This window comes from Armatimonadota bacterium, from assembly GCA_028871815.1.
Classification (GTDB): Bacteria; Armatimonadota; Chthonomonadetes; order Chthonomonadales; family Chthonomonadaceae; genus REEB205.
Genome location: JAGWMJ010000011.1, coordinates 89,995 through 108,250 on the forward strand (window position 1 = coordinate 89,995; position 18,256 = coordinate 108,250).

The window sequence follows — 18,256 nt, forward strand, 5'->3', positions numbered from 1 at the left end:
AATGGCCGGACCGGCGGGCGTGCCGCCGGCGACGGGCTACGCCTCCTCGCCGGCGTGAAGTTCCTGCAGGGATGCGACCACAGCAGGATCGGCCAACGTGGTCGTGTCTCCCAGTATCCGGCCCTCGGCAATATCTCGCAGCAGGCGCCGCATAATCTTGCCGGATCGTGTTTTTGGCAGGTCCGCGGTGAGGATCACCTCGTCCGGCCGGCAGATCGCTCCAAGACGGTGGGCAACAAACTCCTTCAGTTCGTTTGACAGCGCGTCGCGCAGCTCCGCGGTTGTCATATCGGCAAGGCGGCTTTCGCGAATGATGACGAACGCCACCGGCGCCTGACCTTTCACATCGTGCGTACGGCCGATCACCGCGGCCTCGGCAACTGCCGGGTGCTCCACCAGCACGCTCTCCATCTCCATGGTGCTGATGTTGTGGCCGGCAACCAGCATAATGTCATCGATGCGCCCTAGCAGCCAGAAGTTGCCGGCGTCATCGCGCAGCGCACCGTCGCCCGGAAAGTAGAGGCCCGGAAAGCGGCTCCAATAGACCTGCTGGTATCGATCATCATCGCCCCATATCGTGCGCAGCATCGAAGGCCAGGGATTTCGAATAACCAGAATGCCTTTCCTGCCGGGCGGGACCGGCGTACCGGCCTCATCCACCACATCCGCGATGATGCCTGGAAAGGGACGGCTGGCAGAACCGGGGCGCGTTGTTGTCAGCCCCGGTAGCGGTGTGATCATGATGGCGCCGGTTTCGGTTTGCCACCAGGTGTCCACAATAGGACAGCGGCCGTGGCCAATGTGCCGGTTGTACCAGAGCCAGGCTTCGGGGTTAATCGGCTCGCCCACACTGCCAATAAGCCGCAGCGATGACAGGTCATGCCCGGCGGGATGTTCATCTCCCCACTTCATACAGGCACGAATCAGCGTGGGCGCCGTGTACAGGATCGTGATTCTGTGGCGCTCAATCATCTCCCAGAAACGGTCGCGCGCCACGGCGCCGCTGCTGCCCCAATCTGGCGAGCCTTCATACATAAACACCGTGGCGCCATTGGCAAGCGGCCCATAAACCACATAAGAGTGGCCGGTCACCCATCCTACATCTGCTGTACACCAGTAGAGGTCGTCATCCTTGAGGTCAAATACCAGCTTGCTGGTAGCCGTCACGCCGGTAAGGTAGCCGCCCGTGGTGTGGAGGATTCCCTTCGGCTTGCCTGTGCTGCCCGAGGTGTAGAGAACAAAGAGCGGGTCTTCCGATTCCATCGGCTCGGCATCGCAGACGTCTCGGGCGCTCTCCATGAGTGTGTGCCACCAGACGTCGCGACCGGACTGCATCTCCACGTCGGTACCCGAACGCTTCAGCACAACCACATGCTTCACATCGGGACAGTCCGCAAGCGCCTCATCCACGGTCTGCTTGAGCGGCACCACCTTGCCGCGGCGCCAGTAGCCGTCGGCAGTTACCACTACCTTTGCCGCGCAGTCTTGCGTCCGTTCCTTGAGGCTGTCTGCCGAAAATCCTCCAAATACCACCGAATGTGGTGCGCCGATATGCGCGCACGCCAACATGGCTACAGCTGCTTCAGGCACCATGGGCATGTAAAGCATGACGCGGTCGCCCCGCTGCACGCCAAGGTCCTTGAGGACCGACGCGAAGCGCACTACCTGCTGCGATAGCTCCTCATACGTGAGCGTGCGCGTGTCGCCGGGTTCACCCTCCCACACAATAGCGCGGCGGTGCCGGCGGTGAGTGGCCAGGTGCCTGTGCACGCAATTTGTTGCAGCGTTCAGCCGGCCACCAACAAACCACTTTGCATGCGGCGGAGTCCACTGCAGTACCTCGGTCCACGGCTGATCCCACTGCAGCTTTAGCGCCCACTCGGCCCACCAGGCCTCCGGATTCTGCTCCGCCCGAGCGTAGATGGCCGGATCGCCGGCGTTCGCCGCCGAGGCGAACTGCGGTGACGGGGCAAACGACTCACCTAACTGCCAGGCGGCTTCCTCATTCGACATCGATGGGTCCTTCTGTTCACGGCGTTTCGACACGGTATGGTTCCGTGCGTTTCACCGGAAATAGGCTCAACTCCTGCCGTGCTCCCACACGGCAGCCACCTGGTCGAGTGATACGCTGCGGCGTCCGGCAGCTCGTGACCTCCAGAGGCGCCTGAAACGAGAGTGCCCGGGCCAACGACATCGCTGGCCCGGGCACTCGACCGGGACTGCTGCCAGTTGCCTGTTCGTGCCTAGAAGGTGAACATCAACGTGCCAATCAGGGACTCGTCACCGGGGCCGTGTTGGCGACGGTACTCCGCTCCCAGCTGGAGCGTCTGATTGAAGCGATGCTGCACTCCAAACGTGAGGGCTTCGGTGACCGGGGTACCGGCCACGTCGGCGGATTTCACCGAGTCGTAGCGCGCAACCAGAGCGGTTGCATTGTGGAAGTAGACGTCACCTTCCAGAAGGCCGCCGTAACTGTTTACGTTGGTACCGGCGGCATCCACGGTATCCTGGCCCCACAGCAGGCCGCCGTTTAGTTCAACATGCAGCGCCGGGATGCCAAATCGCCCCGGCTTCGTCATTCTGCTGTATGTTCCAAACAGCCCCGCCCGGCCGAAGTGGTTTGTAAAGCCGACCGACGGCAGGGGGCGCGAACCGTGGTAGTAGAACGCCCCGATGGCGCTGCCCTGGTTGCCGATGAGGTAGTCGGATTGCAACGCGAAGTCGTTGTAGCCGCCATGCTCTATCCCCGTAGCGCCATCGCCCGACTCGTCCACGCCTTGAAGCCACGAGATGCGCGCATCAAACGGCGCGCTGGTGTAGCCGACCTCCACGCCACGCTCCAGCCCGGCGATGCCGAAGTTGCCCACGGTGTTCGCCGTGAGCGGGCCACTGGCTCCGAACAGGCTGGCGTCGGTGGTCGTCACTCCGCGATCGCCAAGCAGTTGGTAGCCGTCCAGAACCGGCATCTGCCCGACGCGTACGGACCAGAAGCTGCCACGCGCAGCCGTGTTGTACTGAACCCAGGTCTCATCGAATCCTGACGAACTCGCCGTGGATGTGCCGAAGATGTAGTGAACATGCACGGTGACGTGATTGCCCAGCGGCGCGAACATCGCCGAATCGATCTGCGGGATCGAGATGTCGCTGCTTCCACTGCCCTTGACGTGCTGGGCAGTGAGCGTGGAGACGAAGCTGACGTAGTTGGCCGTGTTGGTGGGTTTGGGTATTGGCTGCGGCAGTCGGAACCCAGCTCGAAAGAACGCATAGCCAAACGGTGTCAGCCTTGGCGCCATATCGTGACATCTGGCGCACGGCAAGTGGTAGGTGCGCGCGAACATGGGGTATGCCGCGGCGGAGCCTCCACCGACTGCAGAGAGAATCAGGGCCGTGGCGAAAGCGACAACCCCGGGGGCGCGATTGCGATTTGCAGACATGCCAGTGACTCCTTACTAAGCGATCGTTAGATAGCCGGCGCCTATTTCGTTGGGTTAGCGGCTGGCGCAGCCGTGGTCGCTCCCGTGGCAACTGCCGTGATCGGCAATGACGTCAGAGACCCGCCAAGTGCGGCAATGGCCTTGGCAACGGCCTTTTCCGGACCGACATCCCAGTGCTTCTTGGTGTGCAGCAACAGCTGCGTGTTCCCTGCCACGAGCTCCGCGGATGTGATGCCGATGGACTTCATGGCCGCCAGCAGGTCAGCCGGAGACTTACCGGAAAGGCCGGATACAGGCAGCAGCGCTACAGACCGGTCAATAATCAGCTTTTGAGCGACGCCCGGCGACGCGGTGGGATCCGCTGCTGTGAGCCGTAAGACCGTGCCAAACGGAAGCGACTGCAGTGCGTCAAGGAACGTGTTGTGCTTGATGCTGCCCCACGCTACACACACGGCATTTGGCTGGCCACAGCCGCACATTTTGCAGGTGCTGCCCGACTGACCGGGTTTGAACAGCTGCAACCCCAGACAGTCCTGGCAGATGCCCCCGACTGTGCTGGAATCGGCAACGCTGACCGTGACGGGCGCCGTTTTGCCCATCGGCAACAGCGAGATGGAGCCAAGGCTGGTCGGCTGCGCCGCCAGAGTTGTGACCGTACCGGGAATCGGCGTGTCTTGTGCCCCGGCAACCGGGCCGGCGACTGCGAGCACCGCAGCCGTCGCGAGGATGATCAATTGCCGTCTTGACGTGGTTCTCATTTTCGTTTCCTTTACTATCCCGCTTACCGACTGGGTCCTTTGCAGACCGCCTTCGGACCTGTCGTTCGCGTTCGTTCCAACAGGATAACCGGATATTGTTATCTATTTCTCAATCTATTACATTATACAGTCTATTTTATGCGGTCGTTCCCTTGTTTCCTCGTGCATCACGCCCGAAAACCGCCAGGAAACAGGCTTCACGAGGAGCTGTTTACCCGGATTGTGCTTTAATTCACAGAATCGCGGCACAGTATTTATCCTCACTACCCGTTCGGAGAATCGAACTCAGGTTCGAGCGGCAAATCGCACAAAAATGCCCGGCGCCGGGAAGTGGCGCCGGGCGTTTCGCTTAGAACCGCGGTGCGTTATGACCGAAAAGCGGCTCCAACCGGTTCAGCCAGCTTCGATTCGAGCTCCAAGGCTCGCGGAAACAGCAGGTTGTTCTCTTCGCTGATGTGCAGATGCAGATCTACTTCCAGCGCCAGCAGCAGCATAAGCATGTGATCCCAAACAGCGCTGGAGGTGTGTGGCGACGCGAACCCATCCGTCAGCTCGCTCAGCCGGTCCAGAGCGATGTTGACGCGGAGGTGGTCGTCCTCCATGATCCGGACCGGCTGTGCGATGGATCGGCCGTGCAGCCGAGGCGTACCGAACTCCGACTCCAGTCGGCGGCAATACGGAAACAGTACATGCTCCTCCTTCGCCATGTGCGTTTCCAGCTCGACATGCAAGTCGGAAAAAACCTTCCGGATTTCGGCAAGTTCGGGGCGCTGGCGGCCGTGCTCCTGATCCACTTTGTCGATTACCGCTGCGAGGTCCGGGAGCGCGTGAACCAGGTAGGCGTGATGAACGCTTACGATGTGGTCGACCAGCTCGTTGATACTGGCCCTGTTCCAATCGGTGTCGTCCGGCGCCGGCGTTCGCGCATCGCTTGCCGCAAGCTCGCCGATCATCTCGAACAGGTCGATGCCTGCGCGATGGCACGCTTCGTCCAGGGGAAGCCCTCCCTGGCAGCAGTAGTCCAGGCCAAATCGCTCGAACACCATGGCTCGGCTTTGCCGTTCCGCGACCAGTTTGGCCACAGAGATAGTTGGTTCGATGACGCTCATGGGATGCTCACCTCGCAGAGTGCGCGGCTGCGCGCGCTCGCCGCCGGATAATACCGATAACTGGATCGTCTTATCCTTTCACCGAAGTATGGCCAATCACCAACCACATGTCAAGCTAAAATCTGCGGTCGGCGCCGAAAAGGCGAAACCTCTGCCGATCTAAAGTGTCTCTTAATGTGAATTAATCATTTACGTACATTAAGCATAGGATTGATGGATGAAAAGCTGGCTCGTACCGGGAATCGCTTTTGTTTGCCTGGCCGCCCTGATCGCCTGGCGGCTGCACTTCAATGCCGTTCAGGGCGCAATTGCCGACAAGCAGCGCGTCGCGCAGATGCATGCGCCGGTTGTGGTGGGCGTGGCGGATGCCGTCATCGGCAACATCGCGCACCAGTACGAGGGTATCGGCTCGGTGGAGTCGCCATTTGATATCAAAATCTCTGCGCGAGTTACGGCCCGGATCCTGTACCTGCAGGTTCGGCAGGGTGACCGCGTAAAGGCCGGGCAGGTGCTTGTGCGGCTCGATCCCGGCGACTTGACGGCGGCAGTAACCCAGCAGCAGGCAGCTCTTGCCGAGGCCCGCTATCGTTTGGCGCAGGCAGCGCTGACCCAGAACTCAACCAACGTCGGCGTATCCACTCAGATCAGTCAGGGCGCAGCCGGGCTGGCAAGCGCGCAAGCCAATCAGATGGATGCCGAGCGCACGTTGGATGCGCAGCGCGCTTCCGCCGAAGCGGCAGTTACCGACGCGAAGGCAAAACTGGATGCGGCCACCGCGCAGATTGGTACTGCGCAGGCTGCGGTAGCCGCAGCGAAAGCGAACATGAGTGACGCCCGCGCCAAGCTGGACCGCACCACGGAGTTGTACAGGCAGTCCTTTGTGGCAGCCCAGGATGTGGACGATGCGCGCGCTGCCTTTTCGGTAACCCAGAGTGCGGTAAATAGCGCCATAGCCCAGGTGAACGCGGCGAAATCGGCACAAGGCTCGATGGCTGCTGAGCTGAACGCTGCCAGGCAGAACCAGACCGTAACGGTAAGCAAGGCAGTTGCCGACCTGGCGGTTGCCCGCGCGGCCACCCAGCAAGCCGCGGCTACGCTGAAGCTGGACCGCGCGAACCGCTCGCAAGCGCCGGCGTACGAAGCCAACATTGCCGCACTTAGAGCGGCTGTTACCGCCAGCGAAGCACAGCTGAGCAGTGCGGAAGCAAACCTGAGCGACGTGGTTATCCGCGCGCCGCTGGATGGCACGATTACCGAGCGCGATATGGACCCAGGGGCAATGGCCACGCCCGGCGCTCCGATCGTTGCGCTCCAGACAATTCACCAGGTGTGGGTAAGTGTGGCGACCCCCGAAGAGGTTACGCAGCACATGCACATCGGGATGCCGGCCACGGCAGACTTTGACGCCCTGCCCGGCCGCACTTACCATGGCGCGATCGTGCAGATGAACCCGGCAGGCGACGTGCTCAGCCGCCAGTTCACGGTGAAGGTGGCAATTAACAACACGGACGACAGGCTCAAACCCGGTATGTTTGGCCGGGTCACGTTTGCGGTTGGCGGCGAACGCGGGGTGCTGCTTGCGCCGCATGAAGCCATTCAGGTGGTTCCCGGCGGCGGCAGCAGTGTGACCGTGGTCGGAGCCGATGGCATCGCACACAAGGTATCCGTAACCACCGGAGACAGCGATTCCTCAAACGTGGAGGTGACCTCCGGGCTCGCCCCAGGGGACCGGGTAGTGGTCATGAGCGCCGCGCCCGTCAAGGACGGCAGCGCGGTAAAGATTTCCGGCGGCTCGCCGGGCGGCTCACGGAAGCAGGCGGCGCCATGAACTTTGCGCGATTCTCCGTAACGAGGCCGGTAGCCGTCACCATGCGCATCGCCGCGCTGGTGCTTCTTGGCGCCATCTGCTTCACGAAACTGCCGGTGGACCTTCTACCGAACGTCTCTATTCCCACGGTCGCGGTCATCACCGACTGGCCGAATGTGTCGCCGGAAGAGATCGAAACACAGGTTACGAGGCCGATTGAGCAGGCTGTGAGCTCCGTCGCCAACATGTACGAGGTCAGCTCCCAAACCACCGAAGGCAGCTCCACCGTTCGCGTCCAGTTCACCTGGGGATCCGACATCGGTCAGGGCGCCGTTGACGTGCTCCAACTGGTGGAGCGTGCGCGAAGGAACTTCCCTCCGGACCCAACGCTCGAGACGCCAATCGTCTTCAAGTACGACCCATCGCAGCTTCCGATCCTCATCTACGCGGTCTCGGGTGGTGGCGACCCCGTCAAGCTGCGCACTCTGCTGGACAACGAGATCACGCCGATCCTCGAATCGGCCGATGGTGTGGCGGCAGCCACGGTCTCGGGCGGCGAGGACCGCGCGATCCTCATCGATGTGGATCCGGCCAAGTTGCGCGCATTCAATCTGGGCCTCAGTCAGATCTCCACCCGTATCGCGCAGGAGAACATCAACCTGCCTGCGGGCATCGCCAAGATGGGAAACACGGAGTATACGATACGGAGTCTCGGCTGGTTCACCTCACCCCAACAGATCGCAAAAATCCCGATAGGCAGCTACAACGGCAACGAGGTTCTGCTCGGCGATGTGGCGCAGGTGAAGGACTCGCACGCGGAAACGCGCCTCTATACGCGCCTGAACGGTGTTCCTGCCTGCGGCGTGATCGTCACCAAGCAGAGCGCGGCCAATACCGTCTCAACGGCAGCCGGTGTCATGCAGAAGGTCGCCGAGATCCAGAAGCTCTATCCGGACCTTACCTGGCGCATCGCGTACAACCAGGCTCAGTTCATCTCGGCCTCCGTCGCCGACGTTGAAACCAGCGCCATCATCGGCGGCATCCTGGCGCTGCTCATCCTGCTGCTCTTCCTGAGGAACGTCCGCAGCACGCTCGTGGTGGGACTCTCCATTCCAATCTCGATCATCAGTACGTTTGCGCTGCTCTACCTTGGCGGCTTTACGCTGAACACCATGAGTCTGGGTGGCCTTGCACTGGCTACAGGTCTTATTGTAGATGACGCTATTGTAGTTTTAGAGAATATTTTCCGGCATATTGAACGCGACAAGCTGCGGCCGGCGGAGGCGGCCGTGTCGGGTACGGGAGAAATAGCATCCGCCGTTATAGCATCAACGCTGACCATCGTCGTCGTCTTCCTGCCACTGTTCTTCATCAAGGGCCAGGCGGGCCAGATGTTTACGCAATTCGCGCTGGTTGTCATATTCTCACTGGCGGTTTCACTCCTCGACGCCACCACCGTGGTGCCCATGCTGGCCTCGCGCCTGATCAGCAGCCAGGATGTGGAGGAGAGCGAGTCGCTGGATGAGCGGCCCGGATTGCTGCACAAACTCTTCACCATCAGCGGCCGAGCCATGCATCAACTGGACGTCCGGTACCGGCGAATGCTCGCGTGGGCGGTCCATCACCGCATCTGGGTACTTACCGGCGTGGCAGCGGTTACCCTGTTGAGCTTTCTGCTGCTTGGCCAGATCGGCACCGAACTGATGCCGGCAACCGACAGCGGCGACTTCAACATCGTGGTAAAGCTGCCGATCGGCACGGCGCTAGCAAAGACCAATGCGGTGATGAAGCAGGTTGAAGCTATCGTCATCAAGAATCCGAACGTCCAAACGGCTTTCTCGGCTGCGGGAACCACGCTGAGCCAGTTCAACGGCAGCACCACCGAGCTAATTCCATACGAAGGCTCGGTTACCGTAAAGCTCAAGGATAACCGGAAGGCGAGCACACTCCAGGTTATGGGGCAGCTGCGGTCACAAATCGCACGCCTTGCCGGGGTAAGGCCGCTAGTAAGCCAGTTCGACATCGTTTCAATGATTTTGAGCGGTGGACCGAGTAACGTGGAGGTCGACGTCTTTGGCTCCGACCTCACGAAGCTGAGCGCAATGGGAGCCAAGGTCATGGCCAAAATGCGCACTATTCCCGGACTGGCCAATGTAGATGTGAACTGGCAGGAGGCGACACCGGAGATCCAGTGGCATGTCAATCGGCAGAAGGCGGCGGAACTTGGCCTCAACTTTTCGGATGTGGCGAATACGGTCAATACGGCCACGAACGGCAATATCGCCAGCTATTATGAAGAGAACGGTTACCAGTATCCGATAATCGTTCAGTTTCCGCAGGCCGATCGCAAAACGATCAGCCAGTTGAATACGATGCCGCTGTATGTGGCGCCTGTAGGTGGCGGCACGCCCACCGAGATAGAACTACAGCAGGTTGCTCATCCAGATCTCTCTACCGGGCCCAGCGAGATAACCCGCCTCAACCGGCAGCGCTATATCGCCATTAGCGGGCAGCCGCAGGGCCGCTCCTCGGGAGCTATACAGGCCGATATCGCCGCGGCGATGAAGGGCATTTCGATGCCGAACGGCATGTACTGGTCGTGGGGCGACTTTCAGAAACGCCAGGCTCAGGAGTTTGGAGGAATGGGCCTGGCGGTATTCATGGCGATTGCGCTGGTGTACATGCTGCTTGCCTCACAGTTTGAGTCGTTTGTACATCCACTCACCGTGTTATGCTCCATTCCTCTATCGGCTGTCGGCGTGATTCTGGCGCTGTTCCTTACTGGTCGATCCTTTGGCCTGACGGCCTTCATAGGCCTGTTGATGCTGGTAGGCATTGTGGTTAAAAACGGTATTCTGCTGGTGGACTATACCAACGTGCTGCGACGGCGCGGGGTTCCACGCGATGAGGCCGTACTCACGGCCGGCGCCACCCGGATGCGGCCTATTATGATGACGGCCTGCACGGCAGTGCTTGGCATGCTTCCGTTGGCCATCGGCATCGGCAAGGGCAGCGAAACTCAGGCTCCTATGGCAACCGCCGTTATCGGCGGATTGATCACTTCCACCATCCTGACCCTGTTTGTTGCCCCAACGGTTTACACGATGTTCGACGATCTGGGCCGTATTATGCGGCGCGACCGCAGAGACCTGGCCGGGCCGCCGATGGTAGAGCCGAGTGTGGAGGCTGTTGAACGCGAGCAGCGGCCTGAAGGATCTGAGCCGATTACCGAGGCTGCCGATTGAAGCCTGACGCATCGCCCGCACCGCGCACACTGGCTGAAGACGCCGCGGAGATCGAGGCAATACTGCCGAGAATCGCGCGCAGGCTGTTTCAGTTGGACCACGCCCACCCTGCCAGCAACCTCCCGGTCGCTCAACTCAAGGTCTGCTCGATTCTGCTGCACGGTCCGCGTCCTATGAACTGCATCAGCGCAGAGTTGGGCATATCACTGAGCGCTACCACGCAGATCGCCGATCGCCTGGAGCGCGCCGGGCTTGTAATGCGCGAGTCGGAGCCGGATGACCGGCGCGTCCGGCTGTTGGCTCTCACGGAGGTGGGAAAGGAGATCATGGAGACGCGTCGTGCGTTCCGCCTGAATGGCGCCATGCAGGTGCTTGGTAGAATGACGCCGGAAGTGAGGCGAAGCGTTCTGGAGGCCATGGAAAGGCTGATGGCGGCATGTAGGGAGACCGGCGATGCGTAGAGGCGCCACACTTCTTGCCAGCATCGCACTTTCGTTCGTCACGGTCCTTTCGTGGGCCCAGTCCGGTGGCAAAACGCCGCGTACACCGCCCATCGAGCCACCAATGCGCCAGACACCGCTACCCACGCCCCTCACGATAGAGAGCAGCGTTCCGGTACCGGCCGATGTGCCTAACCGACCGCTTACAGCTGCGGAGGCTGTGCAGATCGCGCTCCACAACCAGCCGAGCCTTGCGATTGCGCGTGCAGCCGTGGCAGCGGCTCATGGCGCTGTTTTGCAGGCTCGCAGCGGGCTGTTGCCGTCGCTTGCGCTCTCGGCCAGCTACACGAACACACAGACGATCGCACACCCCGCGGCGCAGTCGACGGGCGGCACATCGAGCGGAAGCGGATCGTCCGGTGCGGCAAACGCGCTTCTCAGCTTCTCCGGCTTTAATACCGGCGCTTCCGTGAAGCAGCTGCTGTTCGATTTCAACCACACGCGTGACACCGTCCGCCAGGAAGAGGCGCTCGAGCGTTCCGCCAACGCGGCGTACAGCACGGCCGATGCGGACCTGGCGCTGCAGGTCAAGCAGCTGTTTTACGCCTATGATGAGGCTAAGCACCTCGTGACGCTGAACGAGACAAACGTGTCCGACCAGCAGTCCCATCTGGACCTGGCCCAGGCTCGACTACGCTCCGGCCTTGGCGAACCCTCCGACGTGCTGCTTGCTCGCACGGCGCTGGATGCCGCGATCCAGGCGCTGACAACGGCCCGGAACGCAAACCTGATTGCACGGCTGACGCTGGCCGCGGCAATGGGTGTGGATCCACGACTGCCACTGGTACCGGCCGATGCGCACGAGTCGGCGCCTGTTTCCGTGAACATTGACCAATCGGTTGCGGAAGCGCTTACTCACCGCCCTGAGATGGCTCAGTTCACTGCCGACGTTCAGGCAGCCGCAGCCGGCCTGGATTCCGCGCGCACGAGCGCTGCGCCGAGCCTGTCGGCCAGCCTGGGGCTTAGCGGGCGTGGTTCGGCATTCACGCCACAGGATCAGTTCTTCAGCGCCGGCTTAAGCCTTCAGTGGACTCCTTTCGACTCGGGCTTGACGACCGGGCGCATCAAATCTGCCCAGGCGGGCGTGCAGAGCAGCCAGGCTGCGCTGATTGGAGAGCGCCAGCAGATTGTGTCCGACGTGGCCTCAGCGGCCGTAAACCTGCAGGCTGCGATGCAGCACGCGCAAACGGCCGCGTCCGAGGTGGCGAATGCACAGGAGAGCGTGAGAATTGCTGAGGGCCGGTATCGCTCGGGCGTCGGTATTTTCCTCGACCTGCTGGATGCCCAGTCGGCCTACGTGACGGCCCAAACGGACCAGATTAATGCCGACGCTGCGGTTGACGAGGCGCGGGCAGCATTGGCGCACGCAGTTGGAGCGCCGTAGACCGGGCTCGGGCGCCTACTGGGATGGAATGTGGGCCAAAACCCATTGCCGGTTATTCATAACAGCCTGATTGATGGAAGCGCCCGCTTCCGTATCCAGCATTACGGTATAGGTTAATACGCCCACCCAGGCTACCGCGAGGCACAATGCCATTGCAGGCGCCGCACGCCGACAGGCGACCGAGCATGCAGCCGCCGGGCTGATGCCGGCGCGGAGCGCCCACATAACCGCACCCACGATCAGAATCGCCGACAGGGAAAACGACAGGGCAATTCGAACCCACGCTGCCTCCACCAAAATCGGCTGACCCAACCCCGTGGATGACGAGAGCAATTCAGCGAGCGGATGCAGTAGCGCCAACTGCGGCAGCGCCAGCGCAATCCCGGCTGCTGCGGCAGCAGCGAGTAGAGCCAGCGCTACGAGCACATGCGACCACCTCCAGTGCGCCCGCGCCTCGGCAATCGCCTCGGTCCACTGATCGCGTGGCAGAATGCTGGCGGTGCTCAAGTGGTGATGTTCGAACCACCACTCCGCAGCCATGGCGAGAAGCGCCACGCCGCAACCCGCGACAATAGTATCGATTGGGCCGCTGCGGAGGCCGGCCGTGGCGGAAACAACGCACGCACCTGCGGCGCCGACTACGAACAGCCATGCCGCCAGCCTGCCCCAACCTGCCCGCAGCCGCAACCGCAAGCTTGAGCCGAGCCAGAGCGGAAGCGTGACCGCAATCAGTATCAGTAGACCCGCCTGGCGAAGTATCAGTACACCCAGCATCCACGTGCCCAGCAGTTCGGCGACAGGAGCCTCAGCAATAACCGGATCCGAAGAGAGCGAGCCGGATCGCTGAGCGTCCTTCCTCAAATCCAGTGAGGCCTCGGCCTGGTTGTGCAGCCAGCCGATGTCGCTCACGTAGTAGCCCCCATGGAGCAGATTGCGCATCTGGCTAGATAAGCCAATCCATTGCGCCAGCGACGCGGGCGGTTCCACAACGGTAGCGTTTGTGGATGCCAACACCTCCATATCGGCGCCGCACAGCGCTTCCAGCATCCAATCGGAGTTGGTACGGAGGTTGTGACCCACCCACGCTACGTTGACCAGCAAGCGCGACGCACGGTTGGCGTGCCCGGCGCCGGCAAGTTTATATGCGCGGGCGCGCGCCAGCAGGGTCATCTCACGCAGCAGGCGCAGGTGGGCAAACTGAAGGTACGACAGAGGCTCGGTAAGGCGGGCGGCATCCAGATCGCCGTAGGCGGCGGCGGTAAGCCGCCACTGCCCGAGAACCTGCTCGTAGAGGTATGAATTCCACCTCGGCATCCGCGCAGCTGCGCTCAGCGTGGACTCCGCCTGCCGGTTGCTGCCCACCGCGAACTCCACTGCCGCAATGAGCGCCGGGAAGTAGCCGTTCCCCAGGTCGCGGTGCCATCCGGCATGGAGATCCTCCAGTAGGGCTCGCACATCCGCGCTGAACAGAGCCGGGTTGGCCACTGCCGCCACGTGGCCGCCAGCCGCCGCCTGGCGACGGCTGACAGGCATATCGGCTTCGATGAGGTAGCGCGCGATATGCGCGTAGATTCCGGGGCTATCCGGATGCTGTGCGGCAATAGCCGCGAGACGCGCGGCAGCGCGCGCGGCGCCGGCACCAGAAACCGATCGGTGGATCACAGGCGACGTCGCCGAACCGAGTTGGATCAAATAGTCGGTCGGATAGCGTGCCGCTGTGCGCAGCAGGCGCCGTTTCTGCTCGGAACTGTAGTAACTGCCGGCAGCGGCTCGCGAAAACCAGTTTTGCGGCGACAGTGCGAACTGCGCCTGGGCTAGCGCCGTTTGGCGAACGGCGGGAAACACCAGCAGCGCAGCGCCAATGCCGAGAAGGGCGCCGGCCAACCAGCCACCACAGCCTGCGCGACGCGGCGGGGCGGCCGCATTGGCGCCGGCGCGCTCAGCGCCGGCCGCTACCCCGTGCATCCGCGCGTTTCAGCTGCGCAGAAGGGACTGCCTGGAGTGCGGGCCCAGCAAACGCGGCACGGCTGGCGCCAGAGCCGTACCCGGATGCCAGGTTTCGGACGGAGATGCCCGGTGGTGGGGCCGTGATTCCCGTTCGCGCTGGCTGCGGCCGCAAGCTGAGAGCCAGCACCAGGGCTGTGAGCGGCATTGTGAGCGCTGCGCCAAACGCCATTTGCCACAGAAAGCGCACCCGTACAGCGGATGTGGATCTCGGCGCCTCCAGAACCAGTGTGGGGTCAAACTCCTCCGGCTGCGCCGCCACAGCCTCATACACGGCCGCATTAAAGTCGGCATCGGGCACTGCGCCGATCTCCTCACAAAGGCCGGCGGCCAACACCAGGTCGGCATCGGCTACCGAGGCGCAGTCACGGCAAACAGCAAGATGGGCTGTGAGAGCAAGGTAATCGCCATGCGATATCTGCGCCTCATTCCTCACGTCCAGCAGCCGGCGAAAGGGCCGGCAGCCGTCAAACACGGTTTTCCTCGGCCTGCAGTGCCAGCCACCTCTGACGGAACTGCTTGCGAGCAGCATTCAGACGCGAACGGACTGTGCCGACGGGAATCTCCAGCAGCACCGCGATCTCGGCGTAGTCAAAGCCCTCAACATCGCGGAGCAGCAGCGCAGCCCGAATGGTTGGGCTCAGCGAATTGAGCAGTTGCTGGACCAGAATCTTCTTGTCGAGGTCGGGTGATGATGCCGCAAGCGCCGGCGGCGCAGCATCCAGTGAGACCTCCGCCGTCACGTGCTTCCGGCGCATCTTGTCGAGGCAAAGGTTCACCACGATGCGATAGAGCCACGCATAGAAGCCGCTCTCAGCGCGAAATTGGCCGATCTGGCGGAAAGCCTTGATGAAGGCCTCCTGCGCAACATCCTCGGCCTCCCGCGGGTTGCGGAGCACGGTTGCCGCAACGTGAACAATCCGATCACGATACCTGTGAAGCACCCAGTCGATAGCCTGACGGTCCCCGAGGGCGCACCGATCCAGCCAGGCGCGCTCTTCGGACCTGGCCTGCGGATCGGCCGGCGCTGCGACTTGAATCGGAATAGTCTGTATGGCATCGCTAACCATATTTCACGCTCCTGTCCGGCTGCACAGCAGTCCGGCTGCAGCAACGGACATCGATAGATTGTAGACGATATCAGGGGTCCATCAAGTTCGCACTACCACGAAAGGGAGTGAAACGCTCACTCCTCGCCTTCATCTTCCCCAACTGCCCCATCTTCGCCTTCCATCTCCTCATCATTCGGTTCAAGCCCGTCGCTTTCGCCTTCAGCCGACCCCGGATCCTCGTTCACGATCGGAGTGGCTGCCGACGCTGCCGCAGCGCGGTCGGCAGCCTCCTGCGCATCTTCGGCGCTCAGCAGGCGTTCGATCGTAACCACGCGGTCGCCGGCATCCAGATTGATGAGACGAACCCCTTGTGCGCTGCGACCCGTAGACCGGATTCCCGCTATATCCATCTGGATAGCTACGCCGGCCTCCGTCAAAACCATCAACCGGTCGGTTGGCTCAACCACGGCTGCATCCACGATTGGTCCGGTGCGCTGCGTGACATTCATCGTAAGGATGCCGCGACCACCGCGAGACTGCGGTCGATACTGGCTGAGCACCGTGCGCTTTCCATATCCATGCTCACTGGCGACCAGCAGCTGGCTGGTGGGAGTGACCAGGTCGGTGGCAACAACCCGGTCAGCAAGCTCACGCGTGGTTCTGTGGCGCATCTCGATGCCACGTACGCCACCGGCGCCACGGCTTCGGGTGGGAACCTGCGATTCCAGGAAGCGGATCGACTTGCCTCCACTTGTGATCATGATGACTTCCTGATTGCCATCGGTGTGCTTGACCCATCGCAGGTTGTCGCCATCCTCGATATCAAAGCAGATGAGGCCGTTGTTTCGCAGGTTGGCAAAGAAGCTGAGCTCGGTACGCTTCACCTCACCGTATCCTGTGGCCATCAACAGGTAACCACCCTCACCGAGGTTTCTCAAGGGCAGAATCGCCGTTACGGTGTCACCCGACTCGGTTTGAATGAAGTTGTTCAGATGCTGGCCGCGTGCCTGGCGCGTAGTCTGCGGTATCTCGTAAGCTTTCAGGCGATAGACGCGGCCGCGGTCGGTAAAGAAGAGGATCAGGTGCGTGGTGGTGGCTACAAACAGATGCGCCAGTTGATCCTCCTCCTTCAGATTGGCGGCCTGAACTCCACGTCCACCGCGCTTTTGCGTGCGGTATGTATCCAGCGGCACGCGCTTTACGTAGCCATCACGCGAGATGGTTACCAGCGTATCCTCTTCGGTAACGAGATCGTCTTCCGTGATCTCATCGGCTTCCTGGGCAAGTATGCGTGTTCGTCGATCATCGCCATACTTGTCTCGCAGAGCGGTCATCTCGTCCTTGACGATTGTGGTGACGCGCGCCGGATTGACAAGAATATCCTCGTAGAAGCTGATCAGTTTCAACTGGCCGCGATACTCGTCTTCAATTCGCTGGCTTTCCAGTTGCGCCAACTGCCGCAGCTGCATGCTGAGGATGGCCTCCGCCTGCAAAAACGAAAGCCCAAATCGCTCAACCAGTCCGCGCCGCGCTGCCTCGCCGCTGGCGGCAGAGCGGATGAGCGCGATGATCTCATCCAGGAAATCGAGGGCGATTTTCAGCCCTTCGCGGATGTGAGCCGTATGGCGCGCGCGGGCCAGCTCGTAGCGCGTGCGGCGAATTACCACCTCACGCCGGTGCATGATGAACTGTGCCAGCACCTGCAGCATGTTCAACTGGCGCGGCTGTCCGTTGACCAGCGACAGCATGATGATGCCGAACGTCTGGCGCAGCGACGTGTGCTTGAACAGGAAGTTGAGAACGCGGCGAGGCATCACGTCACGCCGCAGTTCAATAACCACGCGCATGCCGCGCTTGTCGCTGAAATCGTTGAGGTCGGTCACACCATCCAGTCGCCGACTTTTCACCAGGTCGGCGATGGTCTCCAGCAGCCGGGCCTTGTTCACCTGGTACGGCAGCTCGGTAACCACAATGCTGCTCTTGCCGTTCTCCAGCTGCTCAATTTCAACCTTGGCCTGCATAATCACACGGCCGCGCCCGGTTCGATAGGCTTCCTGGGCGCCTTTTTTACCCAGGATAAACGCGGCCGTTGGGAAGTCTGGTCCGGGGATAATCCGGATGACGTCATCGACCGTGGCGTCGGGATGATCCAGCAGGTGGATGCACGCATTGGCGACTTCCCGCAGGTTGTGCGGGGCCATCGACGTGCTCATCCCTACCGCAATGCCTTCACCTCCATTGCAGACGAAGTTCGGAAACTTGCCTGGCAGCACAATCGGCTCGCTGCGTGACTGGTCGTAGTTCGGCATCCAATCGACCGTGTCACGGTCGAGGTCCTCAAGCATCTCCATGGCAAGCGGCGTGAGCCGGCACTCGGTGTACCGCATCGCCGCAGGAGGGTCGCCGTCAACGCTGCCCCAGTTGCCCTGGCCATCGACGAGTGGATACCGCAGCGAGAAGGACTGCGCCATGCGGACCAGTGTGCCGTAGATGGCTTGATCGCCATGGGGATGGTAGTTGCCCATGGTTTCACCGACAACCTTGGCCGACTTCACGCGCGCTGCACCTGCGCCGGCGCCGATTTCACGCATCGCGTACAGCAGTCTGCGCTGCACCGGTTTGAATCCATCGCGGACATCGGGCAGGGCACGGGAGACGAGCGTGGAGACTGCGTAGCCCAGATACGAGCGACGCAATTCCAACTCAATCTCCACGAGCGTTACAGGCGCGTCGGCGGCATCTCCGCCATCGATTTCATCGGGCGGGAGGTCTATCGGTTCGTCGGGCAAACGGAGCTCCTGAGTAGCTAAAGAGACGCAGCAAGCCGGTCGCGGCAGGGCGCGGCCCACAACACGGGCGCGGAGGCCGCTGCCGCGTACTTACGTCTGATTATACCCGCGGCCCGCTTATATATTGCGCTTGGAGCTTTTACAAATCATGGACGTCCGCACGACCGTCGGGCC

Annotated in this window: 12 protein-coding genes; 4 read left to right on the plus strand and 8 right to left on the minus strand. The window is 61.7% G+C overall.

Annotated features, from left to right (window positions below; genetic code table 11):
- Positions 1-36: 36 nt before the first annotated feature.
- From acs to KGJ62_13040, 4 genes are all read right to left on the minus strand, one after another.
- Positions 37-2,013 (minus strand): acetate--CoA ligase, encoded by a 1,977-nt coding sequence (gene acs, locus KGJ62_13025; GenBank protein ID MDE2127503.1) that lies wholly within the window; start codon positions 2,011-2,013, stop codon positions 37-39.
- Positions 2,014-2,243: 230 nt separating this feature from the next.
- A complete protein-coding gene (locus tag KGJ62_13030; GenBank protein MDE2127504.1) occupies positions 2,244-3,434 on the minus strand; it encodes a hypothetical protein in 1,191 nt (396 codons plus the stop codon).
- Between the two features lie 41 nt (positions 3,435-3,475).
- Positions 3,476-4,192, minus strand: coding sequence for a hypothetical protein (locus KGJ62_13035; GenBank protein MDE2127505.1), 717 nt, complete (start codon positions 4,190-4,192; stop codon positions 3,476-3,478).
- Positions 4,193-4,557: 365 nt separating this feature from the next.
- Positions 4,558-5,301: a DUF542 domain-containing protein gene (locus KGJ62_13040; GenBank protein ID MDE2127506.1), complete on the minus strand. Its 744-nt coding sequence runs from the start codon at positions 5,299-5,301 to the stop codon at positions 4,558-4,560.
- A gap of 217 nt (positions 5,302-5,518) precedes the next feature.
- Here KGJ62_13040 and KGJ62_13045 point away from each other — a divergent pair, with 217 nt between their 5' ends.
- Genes KGJ62_13045 through KGJ62_13060 form a run of 4 tightly spaced genes read left to right on the plus strand, consistent with a single transcriptional unit; the run spans position 5,519 to position 12,237 of the window.
- Complete coding sequence (locus tag KGJ62_13045; protein MDE2127507.1) at positions 5,519-7,129, plus strand: efflux RND transporter periplasmic adaptor subunit; 1,611 nt, start codon at positions 5,519-5,521, stop codon at positions 7,127-7,129.
- Positions 7,126-10,353 carry an efflux RND transporter permease subunit gene (locus KGJ62_13050; GenBank protein MDE2127508.1) on the plus strand — a complete coding sequence of 1,076 codons (3,228 nt, stop codon included), beginning with the start codon at positions 7,126-7,128 and terminating at the stop codon, positions 10,351-10,353. The genes KGJ62_13045 and KGJ62_13050 overlap by 4 nt, the downstream gene beginning before the upstream one ends.
- On the plus strand, positions 10,350-10,814 hold the full coding sequence (locus KGJ62_13055; protein ID MDE2127509.1) for a MarR family transcriptional regulator: 465 nt from the start codon (positions 10,350-10,352) through the stop codon (positions 10,812-10,814). The genes KGJ62_13050 and KGJ62_13055 overlap by 4 nt, the downstream gene beginning before the upstream one ends.
- Positions 10,807-12,237, plus strand: a complete 1,431-nt coding sequence (locus KGJ62_13060) for a TolC family protein (protein ID MDE2127510.1) — start codon at positions 10,807-10,809, stop codon at positions 12,235-12,237. The genes KGJ62_13055 and KGJ62_13060 overlap by 8 nt, the downstream gene beginning before the upstream one ends.
- 15 nt (positions 12,238-12,252) lie before the next feature.
- On the opposite strand, the gene KGJ62_13065 is transcribed toward KGJ62_13060, so the two are convergent.
- From KGJ62_13065 to gyrA, 4 genes are all read right to left on the minus strand, one after another.
- On the minus strand, positions 12,253-14,202 hold the full coding sequence (locus KGJ62_13065) for a hypothetical protein (GenBank protein ID MDE2127511.1): 1,950 nt from the start codon (positions 14,200-14,202) through the stop codon (positions 12,253-12,255).
- Entirely contained in the window at positions 14,177-14,716 is a 540-nt protein-coding gene (locus KGJ62_13070; protein MDE2127512.1) for a hypothetical protein, read from the minus strand. Before KGJ62_13070 ends, KGJ62_13065 begins: the two co-directional genes overlap by 26 nt.
- Positions 14,709-15,311 (minus strand): sigma-70 family RNA polymerase sigma factor, encoded by a 603-nt coding sequence (locus KGJ62_13075; protein ID MDE2127513.1) that lies wholly within the window; start codon positions 15,309-15,311, stop codon positions 14,709-14,711. Before KGJ62_13075 ends, KGJ62_13070 begins: the two co-directional genes overlap by 8 nt.
- A gap of 116 nt (positions 15,312-15,427) precedes the next feature.
- A complete protein-coding gene (gene gyrA / locus KGJ62_13080; GenBank protein ID MDE2127514.1) occupies positions 15,428-18,046 on the minus strand; it encodes a DNA gyrase subunit A in 2,619 nt (872 codons plus the stop codon).
- Between the last annotated feature and the right edge of the window lie 210 nt (positions 18,047-18,256).

What these genes read in the sequence shown, in the direction of transcription:
- acs (MDE2127503.1), bottom strand. Translation starts at nt 2,013, where the DNA reads ATGTCGAATGAGGAAGCCGCCTGGCAGTTAGGTGAGTCGTTTGCCCCG.
- KGJ62_13030 (MDE2127504.1), bottom strand. Translation starts at nt 3,434, where the DNA reads ATGTCTGCAAATCGCAATCGCGCCCCCGGGGTTGTCGCTTTCGCCACG.
- KGJ62_13035 (MDE2127505.1), bottom strand. Translation starts at nt 4,192, where the DNA reads ATGAGAACCACGTCAAGACGGCAATTGATCATCCTCGCGACGGCTGCG.
- KGJ62_13040 (MDE2127506.1), bottom strand. Translation starts at nt 5,301, where the DNA reads ATGAGCGTCATCGAACCAACTATCTCTGTGGCCAAACTGGTCGCGGAA.
- KGJ62_13045 (MDE2127507.1), top strand. Translation starts at nt 5,519, where the DNA reads ATGAAAAGCTGGCTCGTACCGGGAATCGCTTTTGTTTGCCTGGCCGCC.
- KGJ62_13050 (MDE2127508.1), top strand. Translation starts at nt 7,126, where the DNA reads ATGAACTTTGCGCGATTCTCCGTAACGAGGCCGGTAGCCGTCACCATG.
- KGJ62_13060 (MDE2127510.1), top strand. Translation starts at nt 10,807, where the DNA reads ATGCGTAGAGGCGCCACACTTCTTGCCAGCATCGCACTTTCGTTCGTC.
- KGJ62_13065 (MDE2127511.1), bottom strand. Translation starts at nt 14,202, where the DNA reads ATGCACGGGGTAGCGGCCGGCGCTGAGCGCGCCGGCGCCAATGCGGCC.
- KGJ62_13075 (MDE2127513.1), bottom strand. Translation starts at nt 15,311, where the DNA reads ATGGTTAGCGATGCCATACAGACTATTCCGATTCAAGTCGCAGCGCCG.